This is a genomic window from Parabacteroides sp. AF27-14 (genome assembly GCF_003635425.1).
In the GTDB taxonomy this organism is placed as follows: Bacteria; Bacteroidota; Bacteroidia; order Bacteroidales; family Tannerellaceae; genus Parabacteroides; species Parabacteroides distasonis.
In genome coordinates this window covers 101573-117244 of record NZ_QTLZ01000006.1, presented here as the reverse complement: position 1 = coordinate 117244, position 15672 = coordinate 101573, and the positions used below count along the sequence as shown (strand labels likewise).

The following is a 15672-nucleotide window of genomic DNA, read 5'->3' as shown; positions in this document are numbered from 1 at the left end:
TTGTTTCCTTTGTAGACATGGCGTGCAAAAGACGAGGCGTGCCCCGTCTCCACAAAAACAAATGCAAATAATTATACAGAATGGCAAAGAATAGACCAGCAAAAAAAGATAACAATAAGGAGAAAAAAGGAAAAAAGGACAAGGGTGTTGGTAAACGTATGAAAAAAGAAGCGATGATCCAAGCCATCATTTCCGTTTTCCAATCCTCTCCCAAGGAACCTTTCAACTATAAACAAATCAGCAAGATCATCGGAGTCGAGAACCAAGTGCAGAAATTGCAGGTGGTAGACATCCTGTATGATTTGTCCGCCGAGGATATCATCACCGAGATCGACCGTGGCCGTTACCGTCTCAACGGATTGGGAACCCTAGCCGTAGGAACTTTCGCACGCCGCAGCAATGGAAAGAATTCTTTCATCCCTGAAGACGGAGGTACGCCGGTATTTATCGCTGAACGTAATTCCGGGCATGCCATGGATGGAGACAAAGTGAAAGTACAGCTTTTCGCCAAACGTAAAGGTGCCGAGCCGGAAGGTGAGGTCGTGGAAATCCTTGAGAGCAAGGAGCGTACTTTCGTAGGTAAACTTCAAGTAGCTAAAGGCTTTGCCTTCTTGATTACGGAAAACAAGACGTTGGCAAACGATATTTTCATCCCTAAGGATAAACTGAAAGGGGGCAAGAACGGCGACAAAGCGATCGTACGTATCGTGGAATGGCCGGATGAAGCCAAGAATCCACTGGGTGAGGTCATCGATATATTAGGTATCGCCGGACAGAATACCGCCGAGATGCACGCGATCCTTGCCGAATTCGGATTGCCTTACAAATATCCTTCCTCGGTAGAAAAAGCGGCGGATAAGATCCCGGAAGCGATCTCTCCGGAGGAAATTGAGAACCGGGAGGATTTCCGGGGGATAACAACCTTCACGATCGACCCGAAGGACGCGAAAGACTTCGACGACGCCCTTTCCGCACGCCGTTTGGATAACGGGAACTGGGAGGTTGGCGTACATATCGCCGACGTAACACATTATGTGAAAACGGACGGTGTCATCGATAAAGAGGCGCAAAGCCGTGCGACTTCCGTTTATCTGGTAGACCGTACGATACCGATGCTTCCTGAGCGACTTTGTAACCAAATATGCTCTTTACGTCCCGACGAGGAAAAATTATGCTTCTCCGCTGTCTTCGAACTAAATAGCGATGCCGTGGTACAAAACTCCCGGATCTGCCGCACGATCATCAAGAGCGACCGCCGCTTTACCTATGAGGAGGCACAAGAAGTGATCGAAACCGGCGAGGGAGATTATAAAGAGGAGATTCTAGCCTTGAACGATCTTGCCAAGAAATTGCGGGAACGCCGTTTCAAGAGTGGCGCTATCAACTTCGACCGCTATGAGGTTAAATTCGAGATCGACGAACAAGGGAAACCGGTCCGTGTTTATTTCAAGGTCTCAAAAGACGCTAATAAGTTAATCGAGGAGTTCATGCTATTGGCAAACCGTACCGTAGCAGAGTTCGTGGGCCGTCCTCCTAAAGGAAAGACTAAGAAGACATTTGTTTATCGTATCCATGAGCTTCCGGACCCAGATAAAATGGAGAATTTCGCCTCTTTTATCCGTCGCTTCGGCTATAAGTTGAAAACAGACGGCACGAAGACGGATGTCTCCAAAGGAATCAACTCCTTATTGGACAATGTACAAGGAAAGCCGGAAGAGAACTTGATCGAGACAGTGGCGATCCGTGCCATGCAAAAGGCCCGTTACTCCACGGAGAATATCGGCCACTATGGCTTGGCTTTCGAATACTATACACATTTCACCTCTCCTATCCGCCGTTATCCGGATATGATGGTACACCGATTGCTGGAACGTTATCTAGCTGGTGGCCGTAGCGTTATACAAAAGAAGTATGAGGATTTATGCGATCATTGTTCCAGCATGGAGCAAGTCGCCGCCAACGCAGAGCGTGCATCCATCAAATATAAGCAAGTAGAATTCATGCAGGATAAGCTCGGCATGGTATTCGACGGCGTTATCTCCGGTGTCACCGAATGGGGGCTTTACGTAGAACTGAACGAGAATAAATGCGAGGGGCTTGTACCAATCCGTGATCTGGATGATGATTACTATGAGTTTGATGAGAAGAATTATTGTTTATTGGGCCGTCGCAAGAAACGTCAATATCGTTTGGGAGACCCTATCACTATCAAAGTAGCGCAAGCGAATCTGGAACGTAAGCAACTCGATTTCCAATTAGCGGAATAAGGCTTTTTTCAAAGTAAGTATAACTTCATCAGACAACGAAGTTATACTTACTTAGGCATTTTGATTATACTTACTAGGACAAGTAAGTATAATTTACTTTTTATCACCAATACATAAGTCCCAGCGCCCCACAAGCGATCAGCCCGATTCCCAACAACGCATAGAAGATACGTGCGCCGCCACGACCGAACCAGTTCACGAAAGTCATCGCCCCGCTGGTTTTAAAGTACCAATCAAAATTACAGATCGCCGCTACGATTGAGAACAATCCCAAAGCGATAAACAAGGATAAGATAAAGTATTCGGAAGGATCCATAGACTTACTTAACCTCTACAGTACGTGAACCGTCCGGATTCTCCGAGATCGTGACATTTACCACATCTCCGGGTAACAACTCATCTATTTTCTCCGGCCATTCAATAAAACATAAAGCTCCGCTATAGAAATAGTCTTCCGTTCCAATATCTTCGGCCTCACTCAATTTATTGATCCGGTAAAAATCAAAATGATAAATCAATTCTCCCGTCGTATCGCTACGGTACTCATTGATAATAGCGAATGTGGGGCTGTTGATCACATCCTCCACACCCAATTCCTCACAGATCGCCTTGATAAAGGTAGTCTTACCGGCCCCCATCGGACCATAGAAGGCAAAGACCGTACGATCATCCATCCCGGCGATAAACTCCTTGGCCGCCTCATGGATCTTATCCAAACTTTCTATTTTTATAGTGCTCATCTTATCTAACTTAACAATTTTCCAATAATGTTTTCACTTCACTTTTTAACGCCGGTAAATGATTAACGACTATCGCCCAAACCAATGTGTCATCCAAACTATCATAAGCATGTATAATCCGATTACGGAAACCAACAATTTGCCGCGTATTATTCAGCGATATACGTTCCGGTTGTTTGTCATATTGATTTAAAGCCTCACCTATAATAGCCAATTGCCTTTCCACCGCACTCTGCGTCTTTAGATCCATTGTATATTCTGTATAAGATCTAGTATTTGCGGTAAACGACTCGATCAAGCTTATCGCCCTCATCATGTCAGACAAATACTTCTTTTCTTTTATTGTCATACAATAGAATTTTTGTTTTATCGATATTCTCCAAAAGAAATGGATTTTTTAAACTTTTCCGAGTAAGCAGATCTACTTTTCTTTGAAAAAAATCTTCTAACTTATCCCATAAAGAAAGTAATTTTTCTCCTTTTTCTAAAGGATCCATATCCTCCATCTCTACCAACAAGTCAATATCACTCCTCTGTGGATTGAATTGCTCTGTCACTGAAGATCCAAACGCATACAACGATTTTATCCCATGATTCTTACATATATCAGAGAACAAGGAAAGATTCTTACGTATTTCATTATGGATAAACATACTTCTTTTTTCGCAAAATTAAACAAAACCTACCATCCACGAACAAAAAAACGATATTTATTTCGGTTCCATCGTAATAAACGGCACCAACATCTCCTCCATCGAGATTCCTCCGTGCTGGAATGTATTTTTATAATAGGATACGTAGTAGTTATAATTATTCGGATAAGCGAAGAAATTCTCTCCGTAGGCGAAAATATACTTACTGCTTAGATTCGGGGAGGGAAGCCCTACTTTTTCCGGGTCCCGGATCTCAAATACCTCTTTTGGATTGTAGTTCAAGTTCTTGCCTACCTTATAGCGTAGATTGGTATTCGTATTCTTATCACCTATCACCTTGATCGGATTCGTTACCCGAATCGTTCCATGATCGGTCGTAACGATTACTTTTCCTCCCCGCTCGGCGATTCGTTTGAACAACTCAAGCGTAGAAGAGTGCTGGAACCATGATTTAGTCAAGCTGCGATAGGCCGCCTCGCTTTGCGCCAACTCACGGATCATCTTGCTCTCCGTACGAGCATGCGAAAGCATATCCACGAAGTTTAGCACAATCACATTCAATTGATTACGAGTAAGAGAAGGGATCGTACCCAACAATTTCTCTCCATATTGGGAATCGTGTACTTTATTATATGAGAAGGTATATTTCTTACGGAACCGATCGATCTGGGTTTGAATCAGTGGAGCCTCATTCAAATTCTTACCTTCCTCGCTCTCCTCATCCACCCACAAATCCGGAAACATCTGCTCTATTTGCGAGGGCATCAAGCCCGAGAATATGGAGTTGCGGGCATATTGCGTGGCGGTTGGCAGTATGCTATAATACAAGCTCTCGTCAAACGTAAAATACTCAGTAAGCAATTCTTTTACCACCCGCCATTGATCCAGCCGGAAATTATCGATCAATATAAAGAAAACCTTCTCGTCATTATCCAACATTGGGAAGACTTTCTTCTTAAACAGGTCGGGGCTCATCAACGGGCGATCGACCGGATTCTGTATCCAGTCCACATAATTCTTCTTCACGAATTTGGCAAAAGCGTTATTGGCCTCTTCCTTCTGCATACGGAGCATATCTGTCATTGCCACTTGGCTGCTTTCCAGTTCCAGTTCCCAGTACACCAGTTTCTTATAGACCTCCATCCAGTCGTCTGTGGTCAAGGAATCATTGATTTGCATACCTATACGACCGAATTCCTGCTGATAACCCACCGTGGTCGTCTCGGAGATAATCACGTTCTTATGGACATTCTTCTTGATAGAGAGAAGCAATTGGTTGGGATTTACCGGTTTGATCAAATAATCCGCGATCTTATTTCCGATCGCCTGATTCATGATACTTTCCTCCTCACTTTTAGTCACCATCACGACCGGCACATTCGGAGCGATCTCCTTGATATGCGACAGCGTCTCCAATCCTGTCAAGCCGGGCATATTCTCATCGAGAAAAATAATGTCAAACGATTGTTCCTTACAGCAGTCAATAGCGTCTTGCCCGCTCACCACCGGAACGACCTCATACCCTTTGTCCTGCAAGAACAAGATATGCGGTTTCAACAAATCAATCTCGTCATCAGCCCAAAGTACTCTATCTTTCTTCGCTGCCATAAGCTTACCTAGTTTATTTACAAATATATGGATAATCCTCCATATAACAACGAAAGAAACGGGATGTTTCGTATTTGATCTCGTAATTTTCCCAAATCCAGATAAGCGAATAGCCAATGAGGAGATCTCCTTCATCAACTCACGAACAGTACTCTCTCTTACTGACTAAGGTTCAAAAATATCCAATTTATCTACAACATCTACAACTATCCTTGTAATCATCTATCTTTAGACGGTTTAGCCTATGGTGGTAGATAAAAAACATCTACAATTATCAGGCCCTATCTACCATCATTTACTACTTTTCTATCTCTAAACAGAACGATCTCTCCACACTTGCCGCAATCATCATACGGTCTCTTCCTTATACAGACAAAACATTAACATATAAGCTTATACAGTTTTTATCCATGAAAAACTAAAGTTTTATACCGCTAAAACCTTTGTTTTCCGCTTAGGAAACTTTTGTTTCTATATAGGGAAACTAAGGTTTCTTCGGCACGAAACTTTTGTCTTCTGTAGGAATGAAGAAAATAGTTCCCTAGGAACTATGTTCATGACTATTTAGTGCCAAATGCCTTTTATGTTAAAACTCCAAAAGATAAGGCAAATATATTGATTTCTTTTAGCAAAACACAATCTTTTCTATTCTAAATCAATATTGTCTTATATTTTATTGACATAACTATATGATTTCAGGGCATAAAAGTCCCACCGGTTAGTCTATTTACGCTCTGTAGATACAATATGTGAATTAGGAAGAAGCGTAGTTTGTAAATACCGAATATAGTTCCTAGGGAACTTTGAAGAACTTAGTTTTACTCCAGAAGTCATGTAATCTTATTTTTATTACTCAGCTTATAATGGCAAAAGACAATTTTAACATTATTTACGAACGAAACTATCAACGATCGTTCATGTTCGCTAAATCATACGTACATGATGATATGATAGCAGAAGATATCGTATCCGATTCTCTTGTGAAGTATTGGAGACTAATCTCCACCCAAAAAGGAGAAGCAACAGAAGCTCTTTTACTTTCGATCTTGAGAAATAAAGCTCTCGACTACTTACGCCATAAAGCTGTACATGATGCTGCGATCGAAAATCTAGAAGAAATAAAAAAGCGAGAACTAAGCATCCGCATATCCACTTTAGAGGCTTGCGATCCAGAAGAAATTTTCCGGGAAGAGATACGCACAATCCTTCAGCGCACCCTACAATCATTGCCCGAACAAACTCGCAGGATATTCGAGATGAGTCGTTTCGAAAACAAAACAGTGAAAGAAATCGCTATAGAAACTAACCTCACCGTAAAAGGAGTAGAATACCACATTACCAAGACTTTAAAAGTATTACGTATCAATCTAAAAGATTATCTTCCCTTATTCTATTTTCTTTTTTCTTGACTTTTCTCGTTTTTCCACTAGGGATCTATCTTGCAGCATCGTTTATTATTTATAAAGCGAAATTAATAGATACCATGAAGGAATTACTACAACGATACATAAAAGGAGAGGTTTCAGAGAAAGAAAGACTGAAAATAGCATCATGGTTAGACGAAAGCCCTGAAAACATGCGTGAATTTCTGGTTTTACGCAAATTATATGACATTTCACTTTGGCAAGCCAATACAGATAAGACAAATTCCGTAAAGAAAGTACATTATTCCATACGGAAGATAATGGCCGAGATCTTAAAAATCGCAGCCATCTTTCTAATCGGCTTTTGGGGAAGCAAACAACTGCAGATACAACAATCGAACAAGAAACAAATGCAAACCATTCATGTCCCTGCCGGACAACGGGCAGAGGTCACCTTAGCCGATGGTACGCATGTATGGCTAAACTCTCGCTCAACCCTAAAATTTCCTGAACAATTCAGCGCAAACACCCGAAACGTGGAATTAGACGGCGAAGGTTACTTCTCTGTCCAGCACAATGAAAATAGTCCATTTACCGTACATACCCAAAATCATGATGTTCAAGTATTAGGTACAGAGTTCAATGTAAAAGCTTACCATAACACATCCTTGTTCGAAACCGCCCTTTTAAAGGGTAGTGTAAAAATCAGTTCCCCTAATTTAAGAAATGGATTACAACTCAAGCCTAATGAAATCGTTAGTATAGAGAATAGGATGCTCAAGAAATCTACAATTAATAATAGCGACTATTTTAAATGGAAAGAAGGCCTGTTCTGTTTTGAGAATGAATCAATCCAAGATCTAATAAAGAAACTAGAACTTTATTATGATACTACGATTGAGATCCAACGTCCCTCATTGTTGAAACATCACTATTCCGGCAAATTTCGTATTCAAGATGGAATAGAGCATGTATTAAAAGTACTTCAGTTAAAACATAAATTCACATACATCAAAGATGACGATAAGAATCTAATAATCATAAAGTAAGAACAGAATGTTAACCTTATAAATCATGTATGCCTATGAGATAAAAAATATCAAAAAAGAAACGGTATATAAAAACCGGGAAATGCGGCAACACTCCCCGGAAAGAATCAATACCACATGCACTTAAATCATCAGTATCAAATTCAAGAGTTACAAATGTATGAAAAATCAAACAAAAAGAGTTATGAAGTTAACTTTTATAACACTATTTCTATCAACCACAGGAATGTTTGCATCTGTTAATTCGCAAAATACACGGGTCAATATCCATGTGAACAATGCAAACACTCAAATTGTCTTAAACGAAATCGAAAAACAAACAGACTATCTCTTTGTGTACGACACCAAAGAAATAGATCTAAATCGTAAGGTTTCCGTAGAGGCGCAAAATAAAACCGTAGCAGATGTGTTATCATCTGTCTTTACCCAAACAGACATCTCATATGCGATGGAGGGTAATAACATCATGTTAATGCGAAAAAACACTTCTGTTACACAACAGAGTAACCGGAGAATTACCGGTGTTGTGAAAGACGCAATTGGTGAACCTATCATTGGAGCAAATATCGTGGAGAAGGGAACCACAAACGGTATAATCACCGACATTAACGGAAATTTCAGCCTTATGGTCTCCGAGAACGCCATCTTGCAAATTTCCTATATCGGATATCAGACACAAGAAATCCCGACCAAAGGGCAGACGAACATCCAAATTACCATGAAGGATGACGCACAAGCATTGGATGATGTCGTTGTTATCGGTTATGGTACGCAACGCAAGAAAGACGTAGCCGGATCTATCTCTTCCATATCTACGAAGGATTTATCTATTCAATCATCCGGGAATATACAGAACCTTCTTCAAGGTAGGTTATCCGGTGTGTCCGTAACAACTTCCGGCGTAGCTGGCGATGCTCCTGCTATCCGTATTCGAGGTGTCGGAACACTGAATAATAACAGCCCGTTGTATGTCATTGATGGTTTTCCTACAAAAAGCGAGATCGCATCCCAAATAAATCCTTCAAGTATAGAGTCTGTACAAGTATTGAAGGATGCTTCCTCCGCCTCTATCTATGGTTCCCAAGCAGCTAACGGGGTTATCTTAATCACGACAAAGCAAGGTAAAGAAGGAAAACCTACCGTTGACGTAAAAGTAAACGTAGGCGTGCAACTTCCCACCAACTTGCCGGAAATGCTAAACTCCCAACAATATGGAGAAGTCTTGTGGAACGCGATGAGAAACGCCGGGTTAACACCACAGCATGACCAATATGGCAACGGAGCTACACCCGTCATTCCTGATTATATTCTACCGGCAGGAGCCATGGAAGGCCAGGTAGATCTCAGCACTTATAATACTGCGGAAAATCAATTTATGCGCGCTAATAAGATCGGAACTAATTGGGCTGATGAAGTTTATCGCCCCGCACCGACTACAAACATTGATATCAGCGCACAAGGAGGTGGCAATGGGTCTAAATATTTCTTGAGCGCAAACTATTATAAACAAGAAGCTCTTGTAAAATGGGCGGGCTATGATCGCTTCTCTTTACGAGCCAATTCTCAATTTAAGATTTTGAGCTTCGCCACATTAGGATCAAACCTAAGCGCAACTTACTCTAAATACAAAGGAAGCAAATCAGACCATGAGGCCGTACGTATGGCTCCGCTTATTCCGGTTTATGACGTAGAAGGTAATTGGGCCGGAACAAAAGCTAATGGTTTAGGTGATTCCAAGAATCCGGTAGCCCAACTTTATAATCAAAGAGAGAATTACAATGACAACCTCAACTTGTTAGGTAATTTGTATTTGGATATCAATTTCTTGAAATACTTCCAATTCAAGACAAATGTCGGCGTAAACGTTGAGGATAGCGGCTCCAAAGAGTTCAATCCAAAAACTTATTGGAACAAAGGAGACGCAAATACGCTAGTGAATTCTTTAAAGGAAGCAAGAGGCCGTAAATCAGAATTGGTTTGGAACAATACTTTGACCTTCACGAAAAAATTTCGTGAAACACATAATCTGAATGTTTTGCTAGGTACAGAAGCCATTAGTTCTAAAATAGAGAATCTCTCTGCTTATAGAAGTAATTTTATTATCGAGGATCCCGATTATAGATACCTTGACGCTGGCGAATCCAACAAGGACAATACAGGCAACGCAAATGAATACGCTTTGTTCTCTCTGTTCGCACGTGTCAATTATCAATATAAAGACAAATATTATTTAGGGGCTATTATTCGTCGAGATGGGTCCTCACGTTTTGGTGCGAATCATAGATATGGTACTTCCCAGGGGTAAACGCCGCATGGAGACTTACGGAAGAAAACTTCATGAAAGGGCAAGATATTCTTAGTGATTTGAAAATCAGAGCCAGTTACGGTTTGACAGGAAATCAGGATATCGATAACTACGCATTTGCGTCCATGTATTATACGAATATCTCAACTAGCAGCTATCCTATAGCGGGAGATCCAAACTCTGTCACTCAAGGTATCAGTAAGGAGAGCATTGGTAATCCGGATCTTAAATGGGAGACGACTACACAAACAAACATTGGTATCGACGCAGGTCTTTTTAATAATAAACTGAATTTGTCATTCGATTTCTACCATAAATATACTACCGACATCTTGCAAAGAATTACTTATCCTTCTACCGGAGGAGTGGCAAGTGCCCCATTTATGAATATCGGTGAAATGCAAAATAACGGATATGAATTGAATATCAATTTCCAGAATACGACAGACTATGGTTTCCGGTACGAATTAGGGCTCATTTTGTCCGGATATCGTAATGAGGTAAAGAAATTAGCTTCAAATCAATTCATATCGAACACATATACAAGAACAGAAGTAGGTCATCCGATTTCCTCTTTCTATGGCTATGTGATCGATGGTATTTTCCAAACACAAGGCGAGGTCGACTCGCATGTAGAACAGTCAGACAAAGCAATCGGCCGTTGGAAATATAGAGATGTGAATAATGACGGAAAAATAGACAGCCAAGATAGGGCCTATATCGGTAATCCTCACCCTGATTTCGAGTACTCTTTCAGTTCACGCTTCTATTACAAGAACTTCGATTTATCTCTTTACATTCAAGGCAGCCAAGGAAATGATATTTGTTTCGCATCGAAAGGCGGTAGGGATGGCCTTGATTTCTGGGGAGATTATTTCAATAAAAGTACCCGTATATTGAATACTTGGACTCCTGAAAACAGAAATGCGGAACTGCCGGAGATCAATATCTTGAATCCAAATGATGAGGCAGGTAAGGTTTCTTCATACTTAATTGAAGATGGTTCTTATATTCGTTTGAAACAATTAGAATTAGGATATACCCTTCCAAAACAAACGCTTTCGAAAATTGGACTCCAGCAATGTCGTGTTTATTTGAATGCGGAAAACTTATTAACATTGACAAAGTATAACAATATTGATCCCGAAGTAAAGAACGGTGATGACAAGAATATGGGTGTCGATTATATGAATAATATGCCGCTGGCACGCGTATTCTCTATTGGTTTCAATTTATCATTCTAATACTTAAAATTAAATAAGCATGAAAAATCTATTTCATATAGTGAAAAAAACGTTCACATGGGTAACCGTCACGATGGCTGTTAGCCTGTTTAATGGCTGCTCTGATTTTTTGGATAAGCAACCATTAGGCAAATTGAATGAGTCTGTATTAACAGATGAAAGTACCGTGAATAAACTCCTTATTGCCTGCTATAGCCCATTAAACGGATTTATCAACGGAGTTTGGGGAATAACAAGTGGTCCGGATAATGTCTTCTACGGAGATATGTGCGCTGGAAATATACATAAAGGAAGTACTACCGGCGATCAAGGCGCACTGCTACAGATGGAGCGTTATGTCGCTACTGCTGAAAATGGTCGTATCCGGGATAAATGGATACTGGTATATGGAGCTATTGAGCGTTGCAACGACGTACTTCGTATGCTGAATGATAATAAAATTGATGGCTTATCAGAAGAAAGTGAAATGGAAATTAGAGCAGAAGCTCGTTTCCTAAGAGGATATTATCATTTTGAAGCGAAAAAAATCTGGAACATGGTCCCTTATATTGATGAATACGTAGAAGATCCGCAAAGAAGGGTTCCCAATGACAAAGATATTTGGCCTAATATTGAGGAAGACTTCTCTTTTGCTACCGGAATTTTACCGGATAATCAGAGTGAGCCTGGAAGACCTACGAAAAACGCCGCTAAAGCGTTCTTGGCCAAGGCTTATTTATTCCAACAAAAATACAGCGAGGCAAAAGTTTTATTAGACGAAGTCATCACTAGCGGAAAATATAAGTTACTTGACAATTATTTTGATAACTTCAATGCGGAGCAAAACAATAACGCAGAAGTGGTATGGTCTAACCAGGTAGCGGTAAATGTAGCGGGAGCTGGCTACGATCGTAGCCAACGTGGTTTCGACTTATCTTATCCCAATGCTCCAGATCAACCAAACTTAAGTGGAGCCGGATTCCAACAACCTACTTTCGACTTAGTGAATGCCTATCAAGTAGACGAAAATGGCCTACCCATGATTGACACATACGCTAACCATGAATTCAAAAACGACCAAGATATCGAATCTAGCGAGGCATGGGAACCGGATATGGAAACCCCTGTAGATCCGAGATTAGACTGGGTCGTTGGTCGTAGAGGGGTTCCATATCATGATTGGGGATTGCACCCAGGAAAAGCTTGGATCAGGGATCAAGTCAGCGCAGGTCCTTATAACCAAAAAAAGTGGATTATATTAGAAAACCAACTTGCTACATACGCTTATGACAATACAGCAAAATTTAACGCAATGAATTTCAATATTATTCGATACGCCCAAGTATTATTGTGGGCAGCGGAATGTGAGGTAGAGGTTGGTAACCCTGAGAAAGCAAAAGAATATGTCAATATGATTCGTCAAAGGGCCAAAGACGGATCTTACGTGAGATTAGGAGATGAAGCGCCTTTTGGCAATGGTCCAGCTGCCGCCAATTATAAAGTGGATATCTATAAGGATTCATGGGCAGGACTAAGTAAAGATGTATTACGAAAACGTGTACGATTTGAAGAACGCTTGGAACTTGCGTTAGAAGGTCATTTCTTCTTCGATTTGGTACGTTGGGATATCGCTGAGGATTTTTTAAATAAATATATCGAAAGAGAAAAAAGACATATCCAATATTTAAATGGAGCCGTTTTTGATAAGAACCATCGCTATTACGCTATTCCTCTAACTGAAATAGATAGAAGCTATGTCGATGGTAAACCGACGTTGACACAGAATCCGGGATATTAATTATAGTAAGTGTGAGGGGGTATCATAATATCCCCTCCACTTTTATCCACAAAAGATTTGAATATGACACAATATCTAAAGTCACTTTATCTATGCATTTGTTTACTGGGGGGATTTATATCTTGTCAAACAAATGAAAGTATCACTCAAGATGAGGAGATACAAACAATCATGGAAGGAATCTCGAATCAAGCGGGTCAAGAAAAAAATCCTTATCTGACAGCAGGAGATAAAACCTACATAATAGGTACGCAAGATGGAAACTTCCCTGATCTTGGTGGACATACTCCCGGAGAGATGGGAGGAGTTTGGAATCATTTGATCAAGCTATTAGATGGCTTTTGGGTAAAAATGACAGATAATAAAGGTAATTCTTGTTGGTTGGAAAACGCAATACAATATACGAATTATCCTTTTGGAAGTAAATTTGAGTACGCTCCTTTATTTAATAATAGTATCCGTGTCAATCGTTTCCAATTTTGCCCACAAGGAAAAAATGGTGTTGTTATTACCTATACCATCGAAAATGTATCGGATTCAGAGCAAACAGTCCTTTTTGATTTTGTCGCAAAAACAGATTTGTTGCCTGTATGGTCATCCGGGACAATCGGGTTAAAAGACGCAAATGATGTCGTGAACTGGGATGCCCAAGATGCCATTTTTAAAGCGAAAGATTTAGGTAATAACTGGAACGTGATTTGGGGAGCGGATCAACATACGAGTATTTATCAACTAGATGCTCCTACTTATATAAATACGCAAGGAACGGGTAAAAGTGCCTCTTCTACTTATACGATTACACTTCCTAAGAATCAGGAGAAAAAACTTTCTTTCGTCATCGCAGGATCAAAAGACAGTGAGGAGGATGCCCTAAAAAGTTACAAAGACATCTTTGCGAACCATTTCGAAATGTTGGAAGATAAAAAAATGTATTACACCCAATTATTAGAGAGAGGACGGATTAACATTCCAGATAAAAAGTTACAAGAGGTTTATAACTGGTGCAAAATCAATACGGAATGGCTTGCGGCAGATATGGAAGGTGCAGGACGCTTTCTGGGAGCGGGCGCAATTGAATATCCATGGTTATTCGGTTGTGATAATTCTTATTCATTACAAGGCCTTGTCGCTACAGGTGACCAAAAATTAGCAAAAGAGACATTGAGAGTTATCAAAGAGATGTCAGAGAAAGCCAATGGGAATGGCCGTATTTTGCATGAAATGGCATTCAACGCATTCGTCAGCCACAAAGGAAATACTCAAGAGACTGCTCATTTTGTCATCGCTGTATGGAATGTTTATAAATGGACTGGTGATAACAAATTCCTTGCAGACATGTATCCTTATATGCAAAAAGGTCTGAACTTCCTTTTGAAAGATATGGATACAAATAAGAATATGTTCCCCGAAGGGTATGGAATCATGGAAGTTAGGGGATTAAATGCGGAATTGATCGATGTCTCTGTTTATACTCAGCAAGCACTGGAAGTTATGTCGCAGATTGCCTTAATAATGGGAGAAGAAGCATTTGCCAGTGAGTGCGCCTCGCAAGCAATCGATTTGAAAGAAAGGATAAACGACCTATTTTGGGATAAGGATTTAGAAATTTATTGTGATTTTTATGGAACGAGAGAGCAAGCCTTAGAAACGACTAAAGGTGCTATCGAACAGGTTCGTAATACAGAATACAGGTGGGATGTTGCCGAGGTTTCCTTACAGGAATATGATGATAGCAAGAAAAAGCATATCGCAATGTATGAGGATATGTATAAACAATTTGAAGCGTATCCAACTGGTATTATGAAAGGATGGTTAACTAACAAGAATTGGGTAATAAGCACTCCAATAGAAACTCATATTGCCTCAGAAGACAGAGCTATTCGGCAATTGGATAAAGTACGAAAAGAGCATTGCGGCGAATATGGTCCTTATTTATCCGCAGTCGAAAGAGATCGCATGATGACTATCGCAACAGGCGTACAAGCGATGGCCGAATGCGCTTACGGACGTGTAGATGAGGCTTTATGGTATATCAATCGCATCGTCGATACATTTGGCCGTACACTTCCGGGATCAATTAATGAGATGATGCCTGATTATGGCTGCCCTGTTCAAGCATGGACCATCTATGGTATAGCAACACCTTTGATTCGTTATATATATGGCATACAACCAGAAGCCTATAAAAAGACCTTGACCCTAAGTCCTAATTTACCATCAGATTGGGACTTTATTGAAATGAAAGATCTTCCTGTTGGAAATAATAAGATTAATTATAAAGTAAAACAACTGGAAGATGGATTGGAAATCACGTTAGATACAACTGAAAAGGATTGGAGTTACCTATTAAGACCGGAAAAACAACCTATCAAGCGATTTATCGTGAATGGTAAGGAACAACGGATTTAGAGAGAGACGGGGCATGCCCCGTCTCCACATATAGACACCGCCTCATAATGATCTAAAATTAAAACAGATAACCCCAACTATTTTGAGTAAATAGAACTTAGTCTGAATTCCGTATTCAAGACCTCTTTCCACTCTAACCTTTTACTATCAATGCGATAAATGGACAACAATCAATTTCTTTCATCCCATATTATACTTGAGATAACCGGAAAGCGGGGAAAATGAAAGTATGATTACTTTAACTATTTTTCTATCA

Annotated in this window: 10 protein-coding genes and 1 pseudogene; 6 read left to right on the top strand and 5 right to left on the bottom strand. The window is 40.4% G+C overall.

Annotation, left to right across the window (positions count from 1 at the left end):
• Window positions 1–80 precede the first annotated feature (80 nt).
• A complete protein-coding gene (gene rnr, locus DWY79_RS08755; RefSeq protein ID WP_008779123.1) occupies window positions 81–2267 on the top strand; it encodes a ribonuclease R in 2187 nt (728 codons plus the stop codon).
• 103 nt (window positions 2268–2370) lie between these two features.
• Here rnr and DWY79_RS08750 read toward each other — a convergent pair whose 3' ends face one another.
• The 5 genes from DWY79_RS08750 to DWY79_RS08730 are packed head-to-tail and all read right to left on the bottom strand — an operon-like array spanning window position 2371 to window position 5268.
• Window positions 2371–2583, bottom strand: coding sequence for an immunity 17 family protein (locus tag DWY79_RS08750; protein ID WP_005859813.1), 213 nt, complete (start codon window positions 2581–2583; stop codon window positions 2371–2373).
• Between the two features lie 4 nt (window positions 2584–2587).
• The gene (tsaE, locus tag DWY79_RS08745) at window positions 2588–3007 is read right to left on the bottom strand and encodes a tRNA (adenosine(37)-N6)-threonylcarbamoyltransferase complex ATPase subunit type 1 TsaE (RefSeq protein WP_048927062.1); all 420 of its coding nucleotides are present in this window, start codon (window positions 3005–3007) and stop codon (window positions 2588–2590) included.
• 10 nt (window positions 3008–3017) lie between these two features.
• Window positions 3018–3356 carry a DUF86 domain-containing protein gene (locus tag DWY79_RS08740; RefSeq protein WP_036617273.1) on the bottom strand — a complete coding sequence of 113 codons (339 nt, stop codon included), beginning with the start codon at window positions 3354–3356 and terminating at the stop codon, window positions 3018–3020.
• Complete coding sequence (locus tag DWY79_RS08735) at window positions 3325–3660, bottom strand: nucleotidyltransferase family protein (RefSeq protein ID WP_036617276.1); 336 nt, start codon at window positions 3658–3660, stop codon at window positions 3325–3327. Before DWY79_RS08735 ends, DWY79_RS08740 begins: the two co-directional genes overlap by 32 nt.
• Window positions 3661–3717: 57 nt before the next feature.
• A complete protein-coding gene (locus DWY79_RS08730) occupies window positions 3718–5268 on the bottom strand; it encodes a PglZ domain-containing protein (RefSeq protein WP_048927061.1) in 1551 nt (516 codons plus the stop codon).
• An 863-nt stretch (window positions 5269–6131) separates the two neighbouring features.
• Here DWY79_RS08730 and DWY79_RS08725 point away from each other — a divergent pair.
• From DWY79_RS08725 to DWY79_RS08705, 5 genes and pseudogenes are all read left to right on the top strand, one after another.
• A complete protein-coding gene (locus DWY79_RS08725) occupies window positions 6132–6677 on the top strand; it encodes an RNA polymerase sigma-70 factor (RefSeq protein ID WP_009016548.1) in 546 nt (181 codons plus the stop codon).
• A 74-nt stretch (window positions 6678–6751) separates the two neighbouring features.
• Window positions 6752–7681 (top strand): FecR family protein, encoded by a 930-nt coding sequence (locus tag DWY79_RS08720; RefSeq protein ID WP_009275289.1) that lies wholly within the window; start codon window positions 6752–6754, stop codon window positions 7679–7681.
• 160 nt (window positions 7682–7841) lie between these two features.
• Window positions 7842–11230, top strand: a pseudogene (locus DWY79_RS23365) (TonB-dependent receptor).
• A gap of 19 nt (window positions 11231–11249) precedes the next feature.
• Window positions 11250–13007 (top strand): RagB/SusD family nutrient uptake outer membrane protein, encoded by a 1758-nt coding sequence (locus DWY79_RS08710; RefSeq protein WP_057326131.1) that lies wholly within the window; start codon window positions 11250–11252, stop codon window positions 13005–13007.
• Window positions 13008–13070: 63 nt separating this feature from the next.
• On the top strand, window positions 13071–15416 hold the full coding sequence (locus DWY79_RS08705) for an amylo-alpha-1,6-glucosidase (RefSeq protein WP_122369209.1): 2346 nt from the start codon (window positions 13071–13073) through the stop codon (window positions 15414–15416).
• The last annotated feature ends 256 nt before the right edge of the window (window positions 15417–15672 follow it).

Coding starts and splice junctions, on each gene's coding strand:
- DWY79_RS08720 (WP_009275289.1), top strand. CDS start 6,752: ATGAAGGAATTACTACAACGATACATAAAAGGAGAGGTTTCAGAGAAA.
- DWY79_RS08705 (WP_122369209.1), top strand. CDS start 13,071: ATGACACAATATCTAAAGTCACTTTATCTATGCATTTGTTTACTGGGG.
- DWY79_RS08740 (WP_036617273.1), bottom strand. CDS start 3,356: ATGACAATAAAAGAAAAGAAGTATTTGTCTGACATGATGAGGGCGATA.
- DWY79_RS08735 (WP_036617276.1), bottom strand. CDS start 3,660: ATGTTTATCCATAATGAAATACGTAAGAATCTTTCCTTGTTCTCTGAT.
- DWY79_RS08730 (WP_048927061.1), bottom strand. CDS start 5,268: ATGGCAGCGAAGAAAGATAGAGTACTTTGGGCTGATGACGAGATTGAT.
- tsaE (WP_048927062.1), bottom strand. CDS start 3,007: ATGAGCACTATAAAAATAGAAAGTTTGGATAAGATCCATGAGGCGGCC.
- DWY79_RS08710 (WP_057326131.1), top strand. CDS start 11,250: ATGAAAAATCTATTTCATATAGTGAAAAAAACGTTCACATGGGTAACC.
- rnr (WP_008779123.1), top strand. CDS start 81: ATGGCAAAGAATAGACCAGCAAAAAAAGATAACAATAAGGAGAAAAAA.
- DWY79_RS08725 (WP_009016548.1), top strand. CDS start 6,132: ATGGCAAAAGACAATTTTAACATTATTTACGAACGAAACTATCAACGA.
- DWY79_RS08750 (WP_005859813.1), bottom strand. CDS start 2,583: ATGGATCCTTCCGAATACTTTATCTTATCCTTGTTTATCGCTTTGGGA.